The organism is Flavobacterium cyanobacteriorum (assembly GCF_002251835.1).
GTDB lineage: Bacteria > Bacteroidota > Bacteroidia > Flavobacteriales > Flavobacteriaceae > Flavobacterium > Flavobacterium cyanobacteriorum.
Genome location: NZ_NOXV01000240.1, coordinates 1 through 21,744 on the forward strand (window position 1 = coordinate 1; position 21,744 = coordinate 21,744).

The following is a 21,744-nucleotide window of genomic DNA, read 5'->3' on the forward strand; positions in this document are numbered from 1 at the left end:
GTCAACCCTTTTTTATTTAACAAATAAGTTTAAACCACTTCAATAACTTGTTTTAAGGTTTCAGGCCTCTGTTTCAGTTTATTTAAGGCCTTTTATCGTTTACAAAAATAAATTTTTATTAAAATCCTACAACATTTTACTCATTTTTTTCAGGCAGATATAGCTTATATTTTTTATATTTGCGCGCCACGTCTTATTAAAAAAAGCAATTGCTTTTAAAAATGCATCTATTAACGTTTAACCAACCCCAGGTATTGACTGCCTGGGGAAAATTTCCTGTTTAAAATGTCCCAAACATCAAAAATCTTTTACACGATAACTGATGAGGCCCCTATGCTGGCCACCCATTCTTTCCTGCCTATTGTCCGGGCTTTTACGTCGCCTGCTGGAATTGAAGTAGAAGCAATGGATATTTCCCTTGCAGGGAGGATTCTTGCCAATTTCCCGGAGTACCTTGATGAAAGCCAGAAAAAAGGCGATGCGCTTGCGGAACTTGGCCGCCTGGCCACCACACCGGAAGCCAACATAATTAAGCTGCCGAACATATCAGCATCAGTACCACAGCTTAAGGCAGCCATAAAAGAACTACAGGAACATGGTTATAAAGTGCCTGATTATCCTGAGGAGGCTGCCACAGAGGAAGAAAAAAACATTAAAGCCAAATATGCCAAAGTACTGGGTTCGGCTGTAAACCCGGTGCTGCGCGAAGGAAACTCCGACCGCCGCGCACCCAGGGCTGTTAAGAACTATGCCAAGGCACACCCACACACTATGGGTGCATGGAGTAGCGAAAGCAAAACACATGTAGCCAGCATGGCCGGGGGCGACTTTTACGGAAGTGAACAATCGGTTACGGTAACGGAAGCTACAGATGTAAAAATTGAATTTACTGCCATCGACGGTACTGTAACAGTGCTTAAAAAAAGTACCCCGCTAAAAGACGGCGAAATAATCGATTCTTCTGTGCTAAGCCTTAAAGCTCTGAAAGATTTTTATGCCACAGAGATCGCTGACGCGAAAGCAAAAGGAGTTTTGTTCTCACTTCACCTGAAAGCTACGATGATGAAAGTGTCGGACCCTATCATGTTTGGCGCTGCGGTGGAAGTTTTTTTTAAGGATGTTTTTGAAAAATATGCCGGCCTTTTTGAAACGCTCCATGTAGATACGCGCAACGGCCTTGGCGATGTTTATGCCAAAATTGCCGGGCACCCGCAGGAGGCTGAGGTAAAATCTGCCCTTAAGGCGGCTATGGAAAACGGCCCTGCACTGGCAATGGTAAATTCTGAACTGGGAATAACCAACCTGCATGTGCCCAGCGATGTCATTGTTGATGCCTCTATGCCGGCCATGATACGTAACTCCGGACAAATGTGGAATAAAGACGGTAAAGAGCAGGATACCAAAGCCACCATACCTGACAGGGCTTATGCAGGGGTTTACAAGGCTACTATTGACTTCTGCAAGAAGAACGGCGCATTCAACCCGGCCACAATGGGAAGTGTACCCAATGTAGGGCTTATGGCACAAAAAGCGGAAGAATATGGCTCACATGACAAAACTTTCCAGCTGCAGGCAGAGGGCGTTGTAAGGGTAATTGACAACAATAGTGGGAAAGTGTATATGGAGCAGAAGGTAGAAAAAGGAGATGTATTCAGGATGTGCCAGACCAAAGATGCCGCTTTACAGGACTGGGTAAAGCTGGCTGTTAACAGGGCCAGGCTTAGTAATACACCGGCTGTCTTTTGGCTGGATGACAAGCGTGCACATGACCGTGAAATTATAAAAAAAGTTACTACTTACCTGAAAAACCAGCATACTGAGGCAGTTGATATAAGGATTCTTGACCCTGTAGCAGCGACAAATTTTACACTGGAGCGTATTGTAAAAGGGGAAGACACAATATCTGTAACCGGTAACGTACTTCGTGATTACCTGACCGACCTGTTTCCTATACTTGAACTGGGCACGTCAGCAAAAATGCTTTCAATTGTCCCACTGATGAATGGCGGCGGGCTTTTTGAAACGGGTGCGGGAGGCTCAGCGCCCAAGCATGTGCAGCAGTTTCTTGAAGAAGGCTACCTGAGATGGGACTCAATTGGTGAATTCCTTGCCCTTAGTGTTTCTCTGGAACATTTAGCGCATGCTGCCGGAAATGAAAAAGCCCATGTATTGTCGGAAACACTGGATACTGCTAATGAAAAATTTCTTAAAAACGATAAATCCCCCGCGCGGAAACTTGGGTTCATTGATAACCGTGGATCGCAGTTTTATCTCGCACTTTATTGGGCAGAGGCCCTTGCCGCACAGGATAATGATACAAAACTCAAAGCCACTTTTGGCCCGATTGCTGCAGCACTTGCTGAAAAGGAAGCTAAAATTAATGCCGAACTAATCGCAGCACAGGGAAAAACGCAGGATATTCAAGGCTATTATCATCCGGATAACATGTTGGTAACCAAAGCCATGAGGCCCAGCGAAACTTTTAATAATATACTGGCCGAAATATAACCCTAAAGCCGCCTTTCTGGCGGCTTTTTCACATACAGATGCGAAAGAGGGGCAATTGTTTAATCAAACAGTTAATGCTAAAAAAGCTCCAACGCTTTAATATTCGGGTTCCGGGCCTTATATTTGCCTGCAACATTTTACAACACAACCCAATGCAGCAATTATCAGAACTTACTGCTATATCGCCTATTGACGGCCGATACAGGAATAAAACAGTAGCATTATCGGCTTATTTCTCTGAAGAAGCACTGATACGTTACCGTGTGCTTATTGAAATTGAATATTTCATTGCACTCTGCCAGCTGCCGCTGCCACAGCTTGCAGGTGTAGATACATCTGTTTATGAGCCGCTCCGGGATATTTACCGCAACTTTAACAGCAATGACGCGCTACAGGTAAAAGAAATTGAAAAAACTACCAACCATGACGTTAAAGCCGTTGAATATTTTATAAAGAAAGCTTTTGATACACTTGGGCTTGAACAATATAAGGAGTTCATTCATTTTGGGCTTACCTCACAGGATATAAATAACACCGCCATACCCCTTTCTACAAAAGAAGCCTTTGAAAATGTGTATATGCCATCATTGATTGGCGTTATCTCAAAATTAAAAGAACTGAGCGTAGAATGGGCTGATGTGCCTATGCTGGCACGGACGCACGGGCAGCCTGCCTCTCCTACCCGCCTCGGGAAAGAAATACTGGTATTTGTAGAGCGCCTGGAAGAACAGCTCAGGCTGTTGTTCAATATACCTTTTGCCGCTAAGTTTGGCGGTGCCACAGGTAACTTTAATGCCCATTTTGTAGCCTATCCGGCATACGACTGGCGCAAGTTCGGGCAGGATTTTGTTGAAGGGACTTTAGGGCTCAGGCACTCTTTCCCTACTACACAAGTTGAGCATTACGACCATTCTGCGGCATTTTTTGATGCGCTGAAGCGAATCAATACCATACTTATTGACCTTGACCGTGATATGTGGGCTTATGTTTCAATGGATTACTTTAAGCAGAAGATAAAGGCCGGCGAAATAGGTTCATCAGCTATGCCGCATAAAGTTAACCCCATAGACTTTGAAAACTCGGAAGGAAACCTTGGCATAGCTAATGCGCTTTTTGAGCACCTGGCGGCCAAGCTGCCGGTTTCACGTTTACAGCGCGACCTGACCGACAGTACCGTGCTGCGGAACATAGGTGTGCCTATGGGCCATACGCTTATTGCGCTGGAAGCAACACTTAAAGGCCTGAACAAGCTGCTGCTTAATGCCGAAAAATTTGAAGATGACCTGGAAAAGAACTGGGCTGTTGTAGCTGAAGCTATACAAACTATACTGAGAAGGGAAAACTACCCAAATCCGTATGAAGCGCTTAAAGAACTGACACGCACCAATACTGCAATAGATAAAAACGCTATACATAGCTTTATTAATACTCTTACAGTTACTGAGGATGTAAGGCAGGAGCTTTTGCGGGTAACACCGGCAAATTATCTTGGCATAAAACCTTAATAAATGATTCGCCTATGCAGAATAAGATACTTATCATTTTCGCCCACCCGCTGTTTGAAAAATCAAATGCCCATAAGGCGTTGGTAAGTGCCATACCTGATTCCGCTAATATTACTTTCCACGACCTGTACCAGGAATATCCTGAGTTTGACATTGATATAAAAAGGGAACAGGAACTTTTAAATAACCACAACATCATTATCTGGCAACATCCTATGTACTGGTATAGTTGCCCCCCATTACTTAAACAATGGATTGATATCGTCCTTGAGCATGGATGGGCTTACGGAAAGGAAGGTTTTGCCCTTAAGGGCAAGCTCCTGTTGCAGGCTATAACTACCGGCGGGCGCAAGGAAAGCTATTCGGCCAGCGGGCGAAATATGTTCACCATACCACAGCTTTTAGAGCCCTTTAGCCAGACGGCCAGGGTTTGTAACATGATATACCTGCCCCCTTTTGTAGTACATGGCACGCATTTTATGGAAAATGAGGATTATGAAGCCAACAGCAAGCTGTATGCACGTGTACTGCGCTATCTGGAAAGCCACCAATTAAATGTTGCCGAAATGGCAAATTATCCGTATTTTAACGACTGGTTCCAAACTAAATAAGTTGACAAAATGGAAAACGGTTTTTTCTTTGAGGCTATCATATACCTGGCAGCTGCAGTAATTTGTGTGCCTATCGCAAAAAAATTCGGGTTAAGCTCAATACTGGGTTACCTGTTTGCCGGTGTTATCATAGGCCCCTATGTACTGGGGCTAATCGGACAGGAAGGCCAGGATATCATGCATTTTGCAGAGTTTGGTGTGGTTATGATGCTTTTCCTTATCGGGCTTGAACTGGAGCCTTATAAATTCTGGCGGATGCGGCGTTTTATAGTAGGCATGGGAGGCCTGCAGGTTGTTTTAACAACATCAGTGTTATTTGCCGCATGCCTGCTGGTATTACAATGGGAGTGGCGGGCGTCACTGGCTATTTCACTGGCATTAACATTGTCTTCTACGGCAATCGTGATGCAAACCCTGAAAGAAAAAGGCCTGACAAAAACCTCCATGGGCCGTTCCTCATTTGCTGTCCTGCTTTTTCAGGATATAGCAGTAATACCCATACTGGCCATACTGCCATTACTGGCTGACGGCAATGTACAACAGGCTGGCATAAAACATTCCCTGTTATCCGATATGTCGGGCTACTGGCAAACCCTGGTAGTTTTCGGAGCCATAGCGGCGGTTTATTTTGCCGGGCGCTTTCTTTTCGTGCCCTTACTTAAAATTGTTGCAAAAACGCGGTTGCAGGAGCTTTTTACGGCTTCAGCACTTTTGCTGGTCATGGCTGTGTCTTACCTTATGCAGATAGTAGGATTAAGCCCAGCCCTCGGCGCGTTCCTGGCGGGGGTGGTATTAGCTAATAGTGAGTTCCGGCATGAGCTTGAGGGCGACATAGCGCCATTTAAAGGTTTGCTGCTGGGGCTGTTCTTTATAGGGGTTGGCGCTTCCATAAACTTTACCATCATAATCGCCGACCCTGCCTTTACACTGGTTTTTTGCACCATTTTCAATATCATTAAGTTCTTTGTACTGATAATAATCGGTAAGGTTTATAAAAAAAGCGCCGACCAGAATGTGCTGTTTGCCTTTGCGCTCAGCCAGGCTGGTGAATTCGGGTTTGTAATACTGGGGTTTGCCAACCAGCTAAACCTTATAGATACGGGCCTTTCTAACCAGATGATGGCTGTAATAGCCCTTAGTATGGTGGGTACGCCGTTCCTGCTCCTTATCAACGAAAAATGGATAGACCCTTATTTTGGTGTGAAGGAAAGGCAGCCAAAACACAAATACGATACATTTGAAGAAAATGAACAAAATGAAGTTGTCATTGCCGGTTTTGGTAATTTCGGGAGTACCATAGTACGCCTGCTCAAAACCAACGGCATTGCGGCAACGGTACTTGACATGGACTCCGACCGGGTAGAATCATTACGGAAAATGGGCTTTAAAGTTTATTATGGCGATGCCTCACGTGTGGAACTCCTGCATGCCGCGGGATGCGAAAATGCAAAAATATTCATTGCCGCCATAGATAACCCCCGTATCAATTTTGAAGTCGTGGAACGGGTGCGAAAACACTTCCCGCACCTGAAAATACTGGCGCGGGCGCGCAACCGCAGCGATGCTTTTGACCTTGTAGATATGGGCATAAAGAATTTCTACAGGGAAAACCTGTACAGTGCCGTACATCTTGGGATTGATGCCCTTGTAGAATTAGGCCACAGGCGCTATACGGCCACAAGGCAGGGGCAACGCTTTATAAAATATGATGAGCAGTCTATCTTCAGGTTAGCCGAAAAACGCCATGATAAAACTGCTTTCCTGATGACCGCCAAAGAAGAAATTGAAATGCAGGAGCAATTACTGAGAAATGACCTTTATGTACAGCTCGGCGCACAGGACCATGCCTGGGAAAGCGCCGATATCCGCAAAGAAGAAACAGGTGGCAGCGGACAATAACATTCGGTAACCGCACTAAACATTTCCTGAGCCATGGGCAATGCCGCAGCGCTTACCCTGCCTGTTGTTTATTTTTCTAAGGAGCGGCCGGCTAAGCGCATTGTTGCCGGCGCATGTCCCGCTGTCGCTATATCTCCGCGCCGCCATAAGCGCGGCGGCGCGGAGGATGCCGCTTCCATCGGGGCTGGCGGTTGTGGCAGGGGCAGACCAGCTTTTTACAATAAAAAAACCAGGCAAATAACTACCAGATATTTCCGGTAAAGACTACAGGTTTTTAGTCTTTATAGAAATAGTACACGCTCCGAAATACCCCAACGCATTTTGTTGGGGATCTGACGTATTCAGGACATTACCCCGTATANGGCGGTTGTGGCAGGGGCAGACCAGCTTTTTACAATAAAAAAACCAGGCAAATAACTACCAGATATTTCCGGTAAAGACTACAGGTTTTTAGTCTTTATAGAAATAGTACACGCTCCGAAATACCCCAACGCATTTTGTTGGGGATCTGACGTATTCAGGACATTACCCCGTATATTGCCCGGAGGTACATCGCCCGAAAATGGCGATGAGCCGGTAAGGTTAAATATGGAGTAATAATAATTGTACATCGCCTCAGAAATATTCAGTTGATGCATCCGTGCGCTATTGCCGGGGACAACAGGAAAATTATCATAGGGTAAGTAATTCAGCAAAGGCTGGCCATTGAAAAAATCATCCTTCTGGATAGCCCTGTATATATTACCCGGCGATGGGTTTACCATGAGCTGCCCATTAATATAGAGTTGCCACAGGTAAAAATTCCTCTCGCCAATCGGGTCAGCGGTGTTGAGAGTAATAAAATTACCTGCCGGGCTGCCCAGGGCCGACGGAAAGTACCTCACAGAAAGGCTCTCAATTGCAGCCCCTCCCGGTTTTAAAAATTCCGTGGCTTCGTAACTATTCCCCGCGTAGTCAATAAGTAACTTATACGTCTTACCTGCTGACGCACTAAACTCACTGGTATACAAGCCATTTCCTGTATGGGTGTAAAGATAGGTGTGGCTACCTTCAACAACCCTTACCAAAGCATCAGTCACTGGTGACGGCATACTATTCCCAAGATAACCTGCCGAAAGAGAAAGCCTAATTTGCTGCTGCTGTATCAGGGTGTCAAGGCCGTGGAGGACATTGCCCTCTACAACCAGTTTTGAAGGGCTGCCTGTTATTTCAAGGCTAATTTCTTCTTCACAGGAGGAACAAACACAAAATGTGGTAATCCAGAAACAATATTTCAAAAAAGTTTTCATAGACTTTAAGTTTAAAATTTAAATTCATAGCTGATGCTGGGTACAATACCGAAATAAGTGAGCCTGTAAGCCTTATTGATGCCTGTACCTAAGCCATTTTCATTTCCGTTGACAAGTGTTTCTTTAAAAGTAATAGTAGCGGCATTCTGGCGGTTATAAATGTTGTATATCCCGAAAACCCACTGGCTTTTCCAGCGCCTATCCTGCCTGCCTTTAAGTATAGCCGATACATCTAAGCGGTGATAACCCGGCAAACGCTGTGAATTACGGTCGCTGTATTCTGGTATTGAAATACCATTAAATGTATATTTTGATACCGGATATGTTGCAGGCCGGCCCGACTGATAGATAAAGTTTGCTGATATTGACCATTTTTCAGATAATGCATAGTTTGCTGTTATGGCCAGATTATGAGGCTTATCATAATTGGTAGCATAATATTTCCCGTTGTTGATACCGGGACCACCATCAACACCCGGTGTCCTTCGTTCAGATTTTGAAAGTGTATAGCTGATCCATCCCGTGAAACGCCCCTCATTTTTCTGTAACATACATTCTATTCCATAGCTGCGGGCATTCCCGTTTAGCAATATTGTTTCCGGCGTATTGTTCAGAAGAGGCGATGCCCCGTCGATAAAGTCAAACTGGTTTTTCATCCGTTTAAAATAACTTTCAATACTGAATTCATAGGCGCTATTATGAAAAGTACGGAAATAACCTACCGCAACCTGGTCTGCAACCTGCGGCTTTATAAAAGAGGAACTTGGGGTATAGATATCCAGAGGTGTAGGTGACGTGGCGTTGGACAACAGGTGTATGTACTGGTACATCCTGTTATAACCTGCTTTGAGGCTTGATGCTTCATTTAGCTTATAATTCAGGCTCAGGCGGGGTTCAAATCCTACAGAATTATTCAGGAGCTGGTTACTGTTGTATTGCCTGTATGAAGAAATGTTCCCTCTCTGGTAATTGTTTATGCCGGGATTATACACCACGGGCTTCCCGTTTTCATAGATGGGGACAGAGTCGTTGGCAAGCTGTGCAAAAGCAGAAACCCTGAGGCCATACATCAGGCTGAGCCTGTCGGATAAATGGAAATCATCCTGAAGGTAAAGGTAATTTTCAATAGCCTTTTTATTAGGGAAGCGCGTTTCATTAACTGTAGAATTTGCACCCAGCGGGCTGATATTTCCGGGATTAAAGGTGTACCAGACTGAACCCAGCCCAAACCTGAATTTATGTTTTTCTCCTGCGTAATAATCAAAATCTGCTTTTATGTTGATATTGGACAATGAAGATTTCCATGTAAAACTATTGCCCGGATAAAATGTTATCTTGTAATCGTAATTAGAATAAATTACACTGGCGTTCATGAAAATTTCAGGGCCGAAGAGGTGATTCCAGCGAAATGTGCCGGTAAGGTTACCCCATGAACTGCCGAAACCGTTAGGTATATCTATTTTATCCCTGCCAAAATACCCCGACAGGAAAATCCTGTCCTTGCCTGATAACTTATAATTACTCCTGAAATTCAGGTCATAAAAGTAAAGTGTGTTCCTGTTTATTGTTGTATCCGATGACAATGGCAGGAATAGATCAGCATAAGAACGGCGCGCCGATAGCAGGAATGAGCCATTGGCCCCTTCTTCATGTACGTTGCCCAGCGGAGCTTCTACCGTAGCGCGGCTTGAGAGTAAGCCGATAGCGCCTGCGGCGCTGAATTTCTTATTATTGCCCTCTCTCATCCGGATATCCAGAACAGAAGAAAGCCTGCCTCCAAACTTCGGGGGAATGCCCCCTTTGTATAGTGTAGCATCCTTAAGCGCATCAACATTGAATACAGAAAAGAAACCAAACAAATGAGAAGGATTGTAAACAATGGCCTCGTCTAACAGGATTAGGTTCTGGTCTGCAGCACCTCCCCTAACGTTGAAGCCGCCGGAGCCTTCATTAGGCGCTGTAACACCGGGAAGCAGTTGTATAGATTTCAGTACGTCGGCTTCCCCGAGCACTACTGGCATCTGTTTTATATCTTTAGCTGATAATTTATCGGTTGACATTTCGGTACCGGCCACTTTCCTGCCCTGCTTTGCTGCCGTGAGTACAACTTCCTGTAGGGTGGTGCTGTCTTCTTTTAAAAATATGTCCAATGTGGTATCTGAGGCCACATTTATAGTAATGACCTTCTGTCCGTAGCTAATGTAACTCACTACCAAGGTAACTCTTCCCTCCCCTGCAGGCAAAGAATAAAAGCCGTACGAATTAGAAGACACGCTAACCTGACTGCCTGCAATCTGTACATGTGCACCTATAAGAAAATCGTTTGATAAACTGTCTCTTACATAACCGGACAGTGTAAATTTCTGGGCGTTGGCGCCAAGGCCCAACAATAAAAATGAAATGATAAACCCGATTTTTAGTTTTACGACCATAAACATTAGTTTGTTTTACAGTCGCAAATTTTTGACGATGGCCGTCAAAAAACATTGATAAATGATAAAAAATTACTTTTTGCCTTTCAGCCTGCTCAGGCTTTCCTGTGTGATGCCGAGATAGCTCGCCACAATCCTGTTTGAAAGCCTCTGGATGATGGCCGGATTCGTTTTGAGCAGGAAGCCATAACGCTGCCCGGCTGTCATTTTCAAAAAGCTTTCCAGGCGCCAGTGATTGGTTACATACGCAACTTCCAGTTGCTTTATGTACAGGTTTTTTGCAAGGGTAGTTTCGGCAACCAGTTTTTTAAAATCAGTGTAAGAAATGGAGAGCAATACGGAATTTTCAACTGCCTGTATGTATTCATTTGTAGGGGCCTGCGAAATAAAGCTGTGAATGGTAGTAATGAACTGGTTTTCCAGTGCAATATAGCGGGTAGCTTTCTGGCCTTCATCTGTAATAAAGTAAGCCCTTACAGAACCCTGGCATACAAAAAAAGTGTGCCGGCATACTTCATCTTTTAAAACCAAAAGCTCATTTTTTTTGGCTTCCCTGCATTTGAAGGCAGATACGAAAGTATCTATTTCATGCGGTGGCGCCTGGAAAAGATTTTGCAGGTACATCGATAGCTGTTCCGTCATTGCTGTATTTTGTATTTTTTAAATGCATTAAAAACAGACAAAAATAAGGAATTACTTTATAAAGAAGTTTTTGCCACAACTGTAAAGGCCAGAGGCCATCCTTACGGCTTTTCCGTGATAGCCGGGTAAATAATTAAGAGTAAAGTAAAGCAGCCATTACCTACAAGCCGAGCGAATAGGGTTTAGCCCTGGTGGGAGTGGCATCCTCCCCGCCGCAGCGCTTATGGCGGCGGGGAGATATAACGGACAACAGGACCATACGTTTATAAAGAAGCCCTGAGTTCACTGCTCCTGCAAATTACTTTTACATTACCGGCTATAATTAGGTGCCTCTTTGGTAATAGTTACATTATGGGGGTGGCTTTCGGAAATACCGCTCGAGGTAATGCGAATAAAACGGGCCGTTTCCTGTAGTGTGGGAATGTCCCTGGCGCCGCAATACCCCATACCGGCACGGAGGCCGCCTACAAACTGCAGCATGCTTTCAAACAATTCCCCTTTGTAAGGCACCCTGCCTACTATTCCTTCGGGTACCAGTTTCTTGACATCGTCTTCTACATCCTGGAAGTAGCGGTCTTTAGAGCCCTCTTTCATAGCTTCAACAGACCCCATACCCCTGTATGACTTAAACTTACGGCCTTCAAATATAATGGTTTCCCCGGGCGACTCTTTAGTTCCCGCCAGTAGTGAGCCAAGCATTACACTGTCAGCACCGGCAGCCAGTGCTTTAGGGATATCACCTGTGTACCGTATACCGCCGTCAGCAATGACCGGTACACCTGAGCCTCTAAGCGCTGCGGCCACTTCTAGCACAGCCGAGAATTGAGGGAAACCAACACCGGCAACAACACGGGTGGTGCATATAGAACCCGGCCCTATACCAACCTTAACCGCATCGGCGCCATTTTCAGCGAGGTAAAGGGCCGCTTCAGGTGTAGCTATATTGCCCACTACCACATCAAGTCCAGGAAACTTAGCCTTTACCTCTTTCAGTACGCTCACCACACCTTTTGTGTGCCCGTGGGCCGTATCAATAACTACCGCGTCAACACCGGCATTTACCAGTGCCCCGGCCCTTTCAACGGCATCGGCGGTAACGCCCAGGGCAGCAGCTACCCGAAGGCGCCCGAAACGGTCTTTATTAGCTATAGGCTTTTGCGTCAGTTTAGTGATATCTCGAAAGGTTATCAGCCCTACCAGTTTATAGTCGGCATTGACAACAGGAAGTTTTTCAATCTTGTTCTGCTGTAAAATTCCTTCGGCGGCTTCAAGGGTTGTGCCCTCACCTGCAGTAACCAGGTTTTGGGATGTCATTACTTCAAGTATCGACCTGCCGTTGTCTTTTTCAAAACGAAGGTCGCGGTTAGTAACAATGCCTTTAAGTATACCCTGATTGTCAACAACTGGTATGCCGCCGATGCCATATTCGCGCATGGCTGCCTTGGCATCGCCTACTGTTGCCGTGAGCGGGAGTGTTACCGGGTCTATAATCATGCCTGATTCTGCCCTTTTTACTTTGCGTACTTCAGCTGCCTGGCGCTCAATAGGCATATTTTTGTGCAGCACGCCAATACCGCCCTCGCGTGCCATGGCAATAGCCATGGCGCTTTCGGTAACTGTATCCATAGCAGCAGAAACAACCGGTACGTTTAATGTGATATTTTTAGAGAAGCGGGATTGTATGCTTACTTCCCGCGGTAAAATCTCAGAGTAGTTGGGGACCAGCAGGACATCATCGTACGTTAAACCCTCGCCAATGATCTTAGTTGTGTGTGCTTTCATTGTTGCAATTTGTAGTTAAATTGCATGCAAATGTAGTGATATTTTTTGCAACAGGCAATCATTTATAAATAAGCTCATGCAACCAAAAGAGAGGTTTGGTGATTACCGCATTACATCAACAGTTTCAAACAATAATTTGATATTTTCATAAGAATTACTAAGCGCTTGCCTGATTTCGTCCGGGCCGAGCCATGCTACTTTCTCTATGCCTTCATCGGCCTGTCCGGTTAGTTTGCCGTTATAGCTGGTCTTCATTTCATACCAGTGAGTAATTTTAAGTTTATACTGGCCGTTGCGCTTAAATATATGGTACGTTTTCTGGAGTTTCTGTACAATCTTCAGCCCGCCTACACCGGTTTCTTCCTCAACTTCACGCAGGGCTGTATCTTCAATATTCTCACCTTTTTCAATACCTCCTTTAGGGAGGTCCCATTTACCATTACGAAAAATAAACAGCGCCTCGCCTTTTTTATTATAAACGAGCCCTCCGCCTGCCTTTGCCACCGGTATTTTCTCTTTCAGCTTTTTTAGTATTTCTTTTTCATCAGGATAATACAGAAAAGCCTTTTGCACTTTGTTATTAAACATCTTGCGTATTAACTGTTCAATATCAACAGTTTCCAGCAAAAACAATTGGAAATCAGTTTCCTTTACAACCTGATTTGTCAAAAAAAGCGGCTTATCGTTTACAAAAACTTTATACATTTGCGGTATGATTTTCAATACTGACACAGCCAAAAAAACGGCAGAATTGCTTTTACAAATAAACGCAATTAAATTAAATCCCAAAAATCCTTTTACATGGGCTTCGGGCTGGAAATCGCCTATATATTGCGATAACAGGATAACTCTTTCATTTCCGCCTATCAGGAACTATATGCGGGAAGAATTTTCGAAACATATTGAAAAAGAATTTGGCAGGCCCGATGTTATAGCGGGTGTGGCTACCGGTGCCATTGGTATGGGCATGCTGGTGGCTGAGTATATGGGGCTGCCGTTTGTTTATGTGCGCCCTGAGCCAAAAAAGCATGGCAGGCAAAACCAGGTTGAAGGATTCCTGCAAAAAGGCCAGAATGTTATTGTGGTGGAGGATCTTATAAGTACCGGAAACAGCAGTCTTTTGGCTGTTGAGGCGCTAAGGGCCGCCGGCGCAAATGTGAAAGGCATGGTCGCCATATTTACTTACGGATTTGATATCGCTGTTGAAAATTTTAAAAAAGCCAATATTACGCTGCATACGCTTGGTGACTACGGTACTCTTCTTGAACTCGCGGCAGCAAAAAGTTACATCACCGAAGCCGAACAGGAAACACTAAAAGAATGGCGCCACAGCCCCGCCACCTGGGGACAATAATAGTTACTATTTAAGTAGTTTTGTTTTAATAATATTTACTACCTTATAATGTAAGGTTAAACTACATCTGAAATTTTAAAAATCAAAAATTTAAAAATGAATTTAGAAAGCCCAAAAGTTACAGTTGATAGACCGGCCGCCTATATTTTTGAACAGCTGACCCGGGTGCAAAATTTTGAAAAGCTTATGCCGGATACTATAGCAAAATTTGAAGTTACCGGTGAGGAATCATTTATTTTTGCGCTTAAAGGTATGCCTGAAATCAAACTGAAAATCAAAGATAAAAACACACCTTCACAAATTGTACTGGCCTCAGCCCATGATAAGCTGCCGTTTACACTTACGGGGAACATCAACAATGTGGCGGACACTTCATGTGAGGTTCAGCTAAAGTTTCAAGGTGAATTTAATGCCATGATGTCTATGATGATTAAGGGCCCTATAACAAAATTTATAGAAACCCTTGCCTACAATATGCCTAAGCTATAACGTGCCTAAGCTACACCGCTTTGCTACAGTTTATTACTGCTTTTTTACGGCGGATTCTTTAAGTAATCTGTTAGAGAAAAGATGGTCGGCTGACTCATACCAGGAAACCGCTTCTTTTAGAAAACTATTTTCTACAGGCTGTGGTTTCAGGCTGTTATCTTGTTTTTCCCAACTATACATGGCGTACTTTTTCTGGTGCGACAGTACTATAACTTTGTCCTGCTTCATAAGCCCCAGTTTTATATAGGTGCCTATCAGCGCACGTTCTCTGAACTGGGAAGACATTACATTACTGCCAAAAAAATTGGACCGGTATTCCCAATGTAATAAAGAAAATAATGTTGGGAATAAATCTATTTGTGAGCATTGTTTTTCAATTTGAATTTTTTCACTGCCAAGATTGTAAATAACTGCAGGTATATGATAGTGCGCTACGTCGATTTCATCCTTGCCGGCACTGCTGGCGCAATGATCTGCTACTATCACAAAGACTGTATTCTTAAACCAAGGCCTGGCCCTGGCTATTGAAAGCATTTTACCAAGGGCATAATCAGCATATTTCACTGCGCCATCCCTTCCACTACCGGAAGGTATATCAATTTTACCGGCCGGATAAGTGTAAGGCTTATGATTCGAGGTAGTCATTATAAAATTAAAAAATGGCAACCCTTTTTTATATTGGCTGTCAGCCACTGTCAGCATCTTATTATAGATATCCTCATCGCAAACACCCCACGCGTTTTCAAATGTAACTTCAATATCATCAATATTAAAACGTCGGGTTTCAATAGCGTCACTCAGTATGCTCCCGCGCCCCCTGTCATATATGGTAAAACCATTACCCCCAAAGTAGTTATTCATATTGTCAAAATAGCCATCGCCGCCATAAAAGAAATTACAATCATACCCTTTGTTTTTAAAAATGCTCGCCACAGTATACAGCTTGTGGTTATCAGGCCTTTTTACAATGCTTTGGCCCGGTGTAGGGGGTATGCATAAGGTCACGGCTTCCATACCGCGTACTGTCCTGGTCCCTGTGGCATATAAATTCTTAAAGAAAATACTATTTGACGCAATTGAATCAAGGTAAGGCGTGATATTATTAGTATTACCAAATTCTTTCATGAAACTCGCGCTCATACTTTCCATAAGTATGAACACCACATTTGGCTTCCGGGGAACACCATCCGAAACGACATCCCTGCGTATAGAATTGTTATCTAAAAACCTGTTATCACTACTGTATAGTGCCGATCTAATGGTATTGAAAGCTTCACCTTCACCTATTGTGGTATAAAATTCATCGTATTTTATCCTGTTATTTCGGAAAGCAGCAAAGAAAGAATATATGCCGGATTTTGAAATTTCATTGTTGTAACGGTTGCCGGACCATTCTGCGTCTTCATTTTTTACAAATAAAATAAAAACTGAAGATAATACCACAACTGGCAGTACCACAAGCATCCTTTCGGTTCTTCCCGGTTTTTGCGAAAAAGTATTGAGAAAAATTTTCTTTTTGTAAAAAAGGGCCAGTACACCGCCCGTAATCAGTAATACCCCGGAGATTAACAGCGGCAATGGGTAAGATTCATTGATATTTTTTACTACTTCATATGTATATATCAGGTAATCAACCGCTATAAAATTGAACCTTGACCTGAACTCATCCCAAAATGTTATTTCTGCAAAAAAAGTGAATACCAATACCAGTATCGTTAAACCAAAAAAAACATAAATTAAAACCTTGTCCAATAAAGTCCCTATCAGCCTTTTTGGCATAAAACCAAGATATAAAATTCCGGGTAAAGCTATAAATAGCGCGGTGCCAAAATCAAAGAAAGCACCTGTAATCATAGTCCTCAAAAAGTCCCCCACTGCCAAGGAAACATCTTTATATTCCCAGCTAACAAAAAATAATCTTATTAATAAAGATACTGTTATAAACCCCTTTATAAAATACGTAGCAATACCAAACCTCGCCTTTACAGAACCACTCGTGTAAACAGAAAAAATATTGGGCATAATGATTTCTTTTTTGCAAATGTAAAATGGAAATCAGGCACCATTAAAACGCTGTTCAGAATTTTAAGCAAATCCTAAGGATTTCTTAAATAAATGTTAAGAAATTATTACAAATATTTGACATACATGATGATACAAAAAGAAATATACCTGCCAAATGTAATTATTAAGTAAATCTTAAGTCAATTATCATGCCTGCAATTATAGTTTAACATTAATTTAGCCCTCATATAATTTAAATAAAAATGAAAGCATTAATTATATTTTTTGTAGCGCTTATCCCATTACAATGGGGAACGGACCTTGACATGGCCAAAAAGGCAGCCAAGGAAAAAAACCAGATGATACTGCTTTACTTTTCGGGTTCTGATTGGTGTGCCCCCTGCATTGCTACCAGGAAAGAATATTTTGAAAGCGAAAGTTTTGCCCAGATGGCAAAGGATAATCTTGTGCTTGTTAACGCTGATTTTCCGAGGAGGAAAAAAAACCAGCTTTCTGCCGAACAGGTCAGTAAGAATAATGCAATGGCAGAAAAATATAATAAAGAAGGTAATTTCCCCTATACCCTACTGTTAGACGCGGATGGCAAAATAATAAAGGGATGGAAAGGCAAACCGGAAGTACCGGTAGAAAAATGGGTTAATGAAGTAAAGGCGGTTTGCAAGTCGCACAGGAAGTAGGCCAAATGCAGGATTTTTCTCAATCTTTACGGCTCATGGGTAATACTTTTACTATTACCGTAGTAGCTTCTTCTGAAAAGGAAGGCAAAGAATATATCAATGCTGCCGTAGCAGAAATCAGAAGGATTGAAGCCCTGCTGACTACGTATAACAACAGTAGCCAGACAAGCCTGATCAATGAAAACGCGGGTGTAAAGCCGGTGGTGGTAGACCGTGAGGTATATGAGCTTATAGAACGGAGCAAAGCTATTTCCACAATCACGCAGGGTGCTTTTGATATTACTTATGGCGGAATTGACAAGAGCCTGTGGAACTTTGACCGGAGCATGGCCCAGCTGCCGCCAAAAGAAGAAGCCATGAAAAGCGTGCATCTCATCAATTACAAAAATATAATTCTTAATCCTGGAGATTGCAGCGTTTTTTTGAAAGAGAAAGGCATGCGTATAGGCTTTGGCGGCATTGGCAAGGGCTATGCGGCCGAAATGGCTAAAAAGATATTACTAAATAATCATGTTTCAGCCGGTATTATAAATGCCAGTGGCGACCTCACCGCATGGGGATTGCAGTCATCGGGTGACCCTTGGCGGATTGGAATTTCTGACCCTGATAAACCTGAAGAAGTATTCTCTTACCTCAACATTTCGGGTAAGGCAGTAGCTACATCAGGCAATTATGAAAAGTTTGTGATGATTGGAGGCAAAAAATATTCGCACACTATAGACCCTAAAACAGGGCTCCCGATAACAGGAATTAAAAGTGTGACTGTGATAAGCGATAATGCCGAATTTGCAGATGCCATGGCGACACCTATAGCAGTTATGGGCATTAAAGCCGGGATACACCTGGTCAACCAGATTCCGGCACTACACTGTATAATTATTGATGATGATAACAGCCTTTATACTTCCAAAGGCATTAATTTAAAAAAGACCGCATGAAAAAATCAGTCTTAATCATAGCGCTTTGTTGTGTTATGGCATCCTGCGTGCAGGTAAAAGAATACCAGAAAAATAAAATCAATGATGCCGAAATGGCCCTGGCCAACAGGAAAATTGAGAAAACAGAATTAAACTTCCAGTCCTATAGGGAAGGCGCATCAGGTGCTAACGCAGGGAAAAGCGGCGGCGGATGTGGCTGCAATTAATAATAAACCAATAAAACATGAAGCGCATATTTATAACCGGCCTGGCCTTATTAGGTTTAATGAAGGCATACGCACAGGCAGAAAAAGAGCAGGACAGTACCGCCTACAAGAACAGGAAATTAAAAATTGAGGAAATAGATCTTGTATCAAGCTATTACAGGCAAAACGGCAACAATGCTGTTGTAACCGGCGGTATAGGTTCTGAAAAACTGACTGATATATCAAATATAATAGACCTGAACCTTGTAAAGTACGGTGAAAACGGGATTAAGCATAACTACAATATTGAAGTTGGCGTGGATCATTATACATCGGCATCTTCTGACCGCGTAGACCTCCAGGCAAATTCTTCCGCTTCATCATCCGACACCCGCTTCTACCCTTCATTAAATTATATCCGGGAAAATGAACAAAAAGGTACAACCCTGGGTGTAGGGTTATCATCTTCTACAGAGTATGATTACCAGTCCTTTGGAGGCAATATCAGTTACGCTAAAAAGACAAACGACAGGAATGGTGAATTTACGGCACGTTTGAATGTATTCCTGGACCAGGTCAAAATGGTAGCCCCAATAGAGCTAAGAAATGATCCTGACACTAAAGCTTCCGGAAACAGCGCACGTAACACATTTGCCGGGTCATTAAGCTACTCCCAGGTGATTAATGCTGATTTTCAGCTCCTTTTCCAGGCTGATATCGTATCCCAGCAGGGATACCTCGCGCTACCTTTCCATAGGGTTTATTTTACAGACGGATCTGTCCACCAGGAAAAACTTCCTGACAGCCGGCTAAAAATCCCGCTTGCCATAAGGGGAAGCTATTTCCTTGGCGACAATATAATTATCCGCGGTTACTACCGCTTCTATTCTGACGACTGGGGTATAACTTCGCATACGGCCAATATTGAAATACCCATAAAACTGTCGCCATTCTTCTCGGTGAGCCCATTTTACAGGTACTATAACCAGACTGCCGCCCGATACTTTGATGCTTTTCAGTCGCACAATGCACTGGATGAATTTTATACCAGTAATTATGACCTGTCAAAATTTAACAGTAACTTTATAGGAATGGGGATACATATCACACCCATTAACGGAATCTTCGGGATCAAAGAATTGGCCATGCTCGAAATACGCTATGGACACTACATCAGGTCAACAAACTTAGATTCTGACATTATTAGCATTAACCTGAAATTTAAATAATGTTTTTAGTACCTTTAGTTAATTGAATTAAAACTATGAAAATCCTGATTATAGAGGATGAATCCGGAATTGTTAATTTTCTCAGGCAGGGCCTTCAGGAAGAAGGATATGATGTTATAGCGGCGGAAGATGGCAAAGAAGGCTTTGCAATGGCTGAGAAGTATAGGCCCGACATTATACTGCTCGACTGGATGCTGCCGGAATCCAACGGCCTTGAGGTGTGTAAATTATTGCGCAAAAAAAAAATTGACACACCGGTAATTTTCCTAACCGCAAAGGATACAGTACAGGAAACCATTGAGGGCCTGAGGGCCGGCGCGAATGATTATATAAAAAAACCCTTTAGTTTTGACGAATTGCTCGAACGCATAAAAGTACAGTTGCGGGCCACCCACCAGCCCGAAGAGTTGGCCATTGGCCCGGTTGTTATTTTTCCCCTGGCCCATAAAGTGACAAGAGATGGCGCTGAAGTTAACCTTACCCACCGGGAATTTGAACTTTTATTATACCTAGTAAAAAACAGGGGCAGCGTATGCTCAAGAAAAGATATAATTGGCGATGTATGGGATATTCATTTTGAATATGATACAGGAGTAATAGATGTGTTTATAAATGCCATACGCAAAAAACTTAACCTTATCAAAGAAGAAGATTTTATAAAAACCATTCGCGGGGTTGGATATATTATAGAAAGCTGATATGAACAGTATCTCTTTTAAAAGCAGGATAGCCGTATACTTCAGCATCAGTACTGCGCTACTGGTATTTATTGTTTTTGTAGTAATCTATTTTACCGTAAGGTCAGCCGTATATGAAGACCTTGACCATGACCTGGATACCGAAATAAAAATGCTCACTGCAGAAATACGCGTAACAGGAAAAGGCATTAGCGTTCTTGGCGAAGAATGGAAAGAAAAAGAACATAACACGCTGGATATAAACCCTATTTTTGTACAACTGATAACCCCCGAAGGCAACATCATTATAAAATCGCCAAACCTTAAAAAAGCGTCTCTGTTATTTGATGTTAATAACGCGGAAGACAGGCTCCACCACAACACCTTCCTCGGGGGTGCAGCAGTAAGGCAATTGGGCATTTCCGTAAGGTATAAAGGCAAAAATGTGGGTTACATCGTGGTAGCCACACCTATGGAAGATGCCAGGCAGCTACTGGAAAACCTGCAAAATACACTGGCTATTGCTTACCCGGCATTGCTTATCGTCTTGTTTTCTGTCGCAAGGCTTTTAGCCGGCAAGAGCATAAAACCGGTACAAGACATTACAGAAGCCAGCGCGAGGATACATAAAGAAAACCTCAGCAGCCGCATACCCCTGCCTCTTAATAAAGATGAATTGTACACACTTTCGCAAACCATCAATGACTTGCTACAGCGCATAGAAAATGCCGTGGAGCGGGAAAAACAGTTTACGTCCGATGCTTCCCATGAGCTGCGGACACCCCTTGCCGTAATTAAAGGGACACTTGAAGTATTAATACGTAAAGAACGCAGCCTGAAAGAATATGAAGAAAAAATAAATTTTTGCCTTACCGAGCTCGACCGGATTAACACTATGGTGGACCAGCTCCTGTTGCTCGCCCGGTTCGAGAGCCAGAAACAGTTAGTCAAAAATGAGCCTGTCAGTATCAATGCCTTATTGTACGATATAGCGGCAAGGCACTCAAAAGCAATAACGGACAAGAACCTCAAAATTATTTACAGACTGCAAAAAGACCTATATATTACTACCGATGAACACCTGCTCTCAATAATCCTGGAAAATTTAGTCGGCAATGCTGTCAAATACTCGGTAACCAATGCTGCTATAGAACTTGTAGCCGCCAGGAAAGAAGACCGGCTCGAAATACTTATCGAAGATAGCGGCATAGGAATCCCCGAAAATGATTTAAAAAAAGTCTTTAACCCCTTTTTCCGTTCAGGCGCCGCAACACGAAACAATATTGCGGGCACAGGCATAGGGCTCTCAATCGTAAAGCGTGTTTGCGAATTGCTGGATATTTCCATTAATATCGAGAGCAAGGCAGGCAAAGGCACTGTTGTAAGGCTCACAGTTTAGATAAATCCATCCTTCAGGAGCAGGCGGCTAAGCGTACTTTTGCAAAGGCATTTCCTGCTGTCTGCTATATCTCCCCGCCGCAAAAGCAGGCGGCGGGGAGGAT

The 21,744-nt window shown here is 43.2% G+C and carries 19 protein-coding genes; 12 read left to right on the forward strand and 7 right to left on the reverse strand.

The window, feature by feature from the left end; translation table 11 throughout:
* The first annotated feature begins 285 nt into the window (after nt 1-285).
* The 4 genes from CHU92_RS06765 to CHU92_RS06780 all read left to right on the forward strand — a co-directional run bounded on the left by CHU92_RS06765 (nt 286) and on the right by CHU92_RS06780 (nt 6,523).
* Nucleotides 286-2,508, forward strand: a complete 2,223-nt coding sequence (locus tag CHU92_RS06765; RefSeq protein WP_094413896.1) for an NADP-dependent isocitrate dehydrogenase — start codon at nt 286-288, stop codon at nt 2,506-2,508.
* 152 nt (nt 2,509-2,660) lie between these two features.
* Nucleotides 2,661-4,013 (forward strand): adenylosuccinate lyase, encoded by a 1,353-nt coding sequence (gene purB, locus CHU92_RS06770; RefSeq protein WP_094413898.1) that lies wholly within the window; start codon nt 2,661-2,663, stop codon nt 4,011-4,013.
* A gap of 14 nt (nt 4,014-4,027) precedes the next feature.
* The gene (locus CHU92_RS06775) at nt 4,028-4,624 is read left to right on the forward strand and encodes an NAD(P)H-dependent oxidoreductase (RefSeq protein ID WP_094413900.1); all 597 of its coding nucleotides are present in this window, start codon (nt 4,028-4,030) and stop codon (nt 4,622-4,624) included.
* Between the two features lie 9 nt (nt 4,625-4,633).
* On the forward strand, nt 4,634-6,523 hold the full coding sequence (locus tag CHU92_RS06780; RefSeq protein ID WP_094413902.1) for a monovalent cation:proton antiporter-2 (CPA2) family protein: 1,890 nt from the start codon (nt 4,634-4,636) through the stop codon (nt 6,521-6,523).
* Between the two features lie 15 nt (nt 6,524-6,538).
* On the opposite strand, the gene CHU92_RS06785 is transcribed toward CHU92_RS06780, so the two are convergent.
* The 6 genes from CHU92_RS06785 to CHU92_RS06810 form a co-directional block, all read right to left on the reverse strand.
* On the reverse strand, nt 6,539-6,760 hold the full coding sequence (locus CHU92_RS06785; RefSeq protein WP_094413904.1) for a hypothetical protein: 222 nt from the start codon (nt 6,758-6,760) through the stop codon (nt 6,539-6,541).
* A gap of 203 nt (nt 6,761-6,963) precedes the next feature.
* Entirely contained in the window at nt 6,964-7,812 is an 849-nt protein-coding gene (locus CHU92_RS06790) for a DUF4249 domain-containing protein (RefSeq protein WP_094413906.1), read from the reverse strand.
* Nucleotides 7,813-7,823: 11 nt separating this feature from the next.
* Nucleotides 7,824-10,244 carry a TonB-dependent receptor gene (locus tag CHU92_RS06795; protein ID WP_094413933.1) on the reverse strand — a complete coding sequence of 807 codons (2,421 nt, stop codon included), beginning with the start codon at nt 10,242-10,244 and terminating at the stop codon, nt 7,824-7,826.
* A gap of 72 nt (nt 10,245-10,316) precedes the next feature.
* Complete coding sequence (locus CHU92_RS06800) at nt 10,317-10,886, reverse strand: Crp/Fnr family transcriptional regulator (RefSeq protein ID WP_094413909.1); 570 nt, start codon at nt 10,884-10,886, stop codon at nt 10,317-10,319.
* A 309-nt stretch (nt 10,887-11,195) separates the two neighbouring features.
* On the reverse strand, nt 11,196-12,668 hold the full coding sequence (guaB, locus tag CHU92_RS06805; protein ID WP_094413911.1) for an IMP dehydrogenase: 1,473 nt from the start codon (nt 12,666-12,668) through the stop codon (nt 11,196-11,198).
* A 102-nt stretch (nt 12,669-12,770) separates the two neighbouring features.
* On the reverse strand, nt 12,771-13,373 hold the full coding sequence (locus CHU92_RS06810; RefSeq protein WP_094413913.1) for an NUDIX hydrolase: 603 nt from the start codon (nt 13,371-13,373) through the stop codon (nt 12,771-12,773).
* A gap of 7 nt (nt 13,374-13,380) precedes the next feature.
* On the opposite strand from CHU92_RS06810, the gene pyrE reads away from it, so the two are divergent.
* Complete coding sequence (gene pyrE, locus CHU92_RS06815; protein WP_094413915.1) at nt 13,381-14,022, forward strand: orotate phosphoribosyltransferase; 642 nt, start codon at nt 13,381-13,383, stop codon at nt 14,020-14,022.
* A gap of 96 nt (nt 14,023-14,118) precedes the next feature.
* Nucleotides 14,119-14,511 (forward strand): orotate phosphoribosyltransferase, encoded by a 393-nt coding sequence (locus tag CHU92_RS06820; RefSeq protein WP_094413917.1) that lies wholly within the window; start codon nt 14,119-14,121, stop codon nt 14,509-14,511.
* A gap of 33 nt (nt 14,512-14,544) precedes the next feature.
* On the opposite strand, the gene CHU92_RS06825 is transcribed toward CHU92_RS06820, so the two are convergent.
* A complete protein-coding gene (locus tag CHU92_RS06825; RefSeq protein WP_094413919.1) occupies nt 14,545-16,533 on the reverse strand; it encodes an LTA synthase family protein in 1,989 nt (662 codons plus the stop codon).
* Nucleotides 16,534-16,778: 245 nt separating this feature from the next.
* Between CHU92_RS06825 and CHU92_RS06830 the strand changes: the two genes are divergently transcribed.
* The 6 genes from CHU92_RS06830 to CHU92_RS06855 are packed head-to-tail and all read left to right on the forward strand — an operon-like array spanning nt 16,779 to nt 21,641.
* Nucleotides 16,779-17,213 carry a thioredoxin family protein gene (locus CHU92_RS06830; protein ID WP_094413921.1) on the forward strand — a complete coding sequence of 145 codons (435 nt, stop codon included), beginning with the start codon at nt 16,779-16,781 and terminating at the stop codon, nt 17,211-17,213.
* 35 nt (nt 17,214-17,248) lie between these two features.
* A complete protein-coding gene (locus tag CHU92_RS06835) occupies nt 17,249-18,151 on the forward strand; it encodes an FAD:protein FMN transferase (RefSeq protein WP_243389565.1) in 903 nt (300 codons plus the stop codon).
* Nucleotides 18,148-18,357 (forward strand): DUF4266 domain-containing protein, encoded by a 210-nt coding sequence (locus tag CHU92_RS06840; protein WP_094413925.1) that lies wholly within the window; start codon nt 18,148-18,150, stop codon nt 18,355-18,357. Before CHU92_RS06835 ends, CHU92_RS06840 begins: the two co-directional genes overlap by 4 nt.
* 17 nt (nt 18,358-18,374) lie before the next feature.
* Nucleotides 18,375-19,565, forward strand: coding sequence for a DUF3570 domain-containing protein (locus CHU92_RS06845; protein ID WP_094413927.1), 1,191 nt, complete (start codon nt 18,375-18,377; stop codon nt 19,563-19,565).
* A 35-nt stretch (nt 19,566-19,600) separates the two neighbouring features.
* Nucleotides 19,601-20,263 carry a response regulator transcription factor gene (locus CHU92_RS06850; protein WP_094413929.1) on the forward strand — a complete coding sequence of 221 codons (663 nt, stop codon included), beginning with the start codon at nt 19,601-19,603 and terminating at the stop codon, nt 20,261-20,263.
* Between the two features lies 1 nt (nt 20,264).
* A complete protein-coding gene (locus CHU92_RS06855) occupies nt 20,265-21,641 on the forward strand; it encodes a sensor histidine kinase (RefSeq protein ID WP_094413931.1) in 1,377 nt (458 codons plus the stop codon).
* The last annotated feature ends 103 nt before the right edge of the window (nt 21,642-21,744 follow it).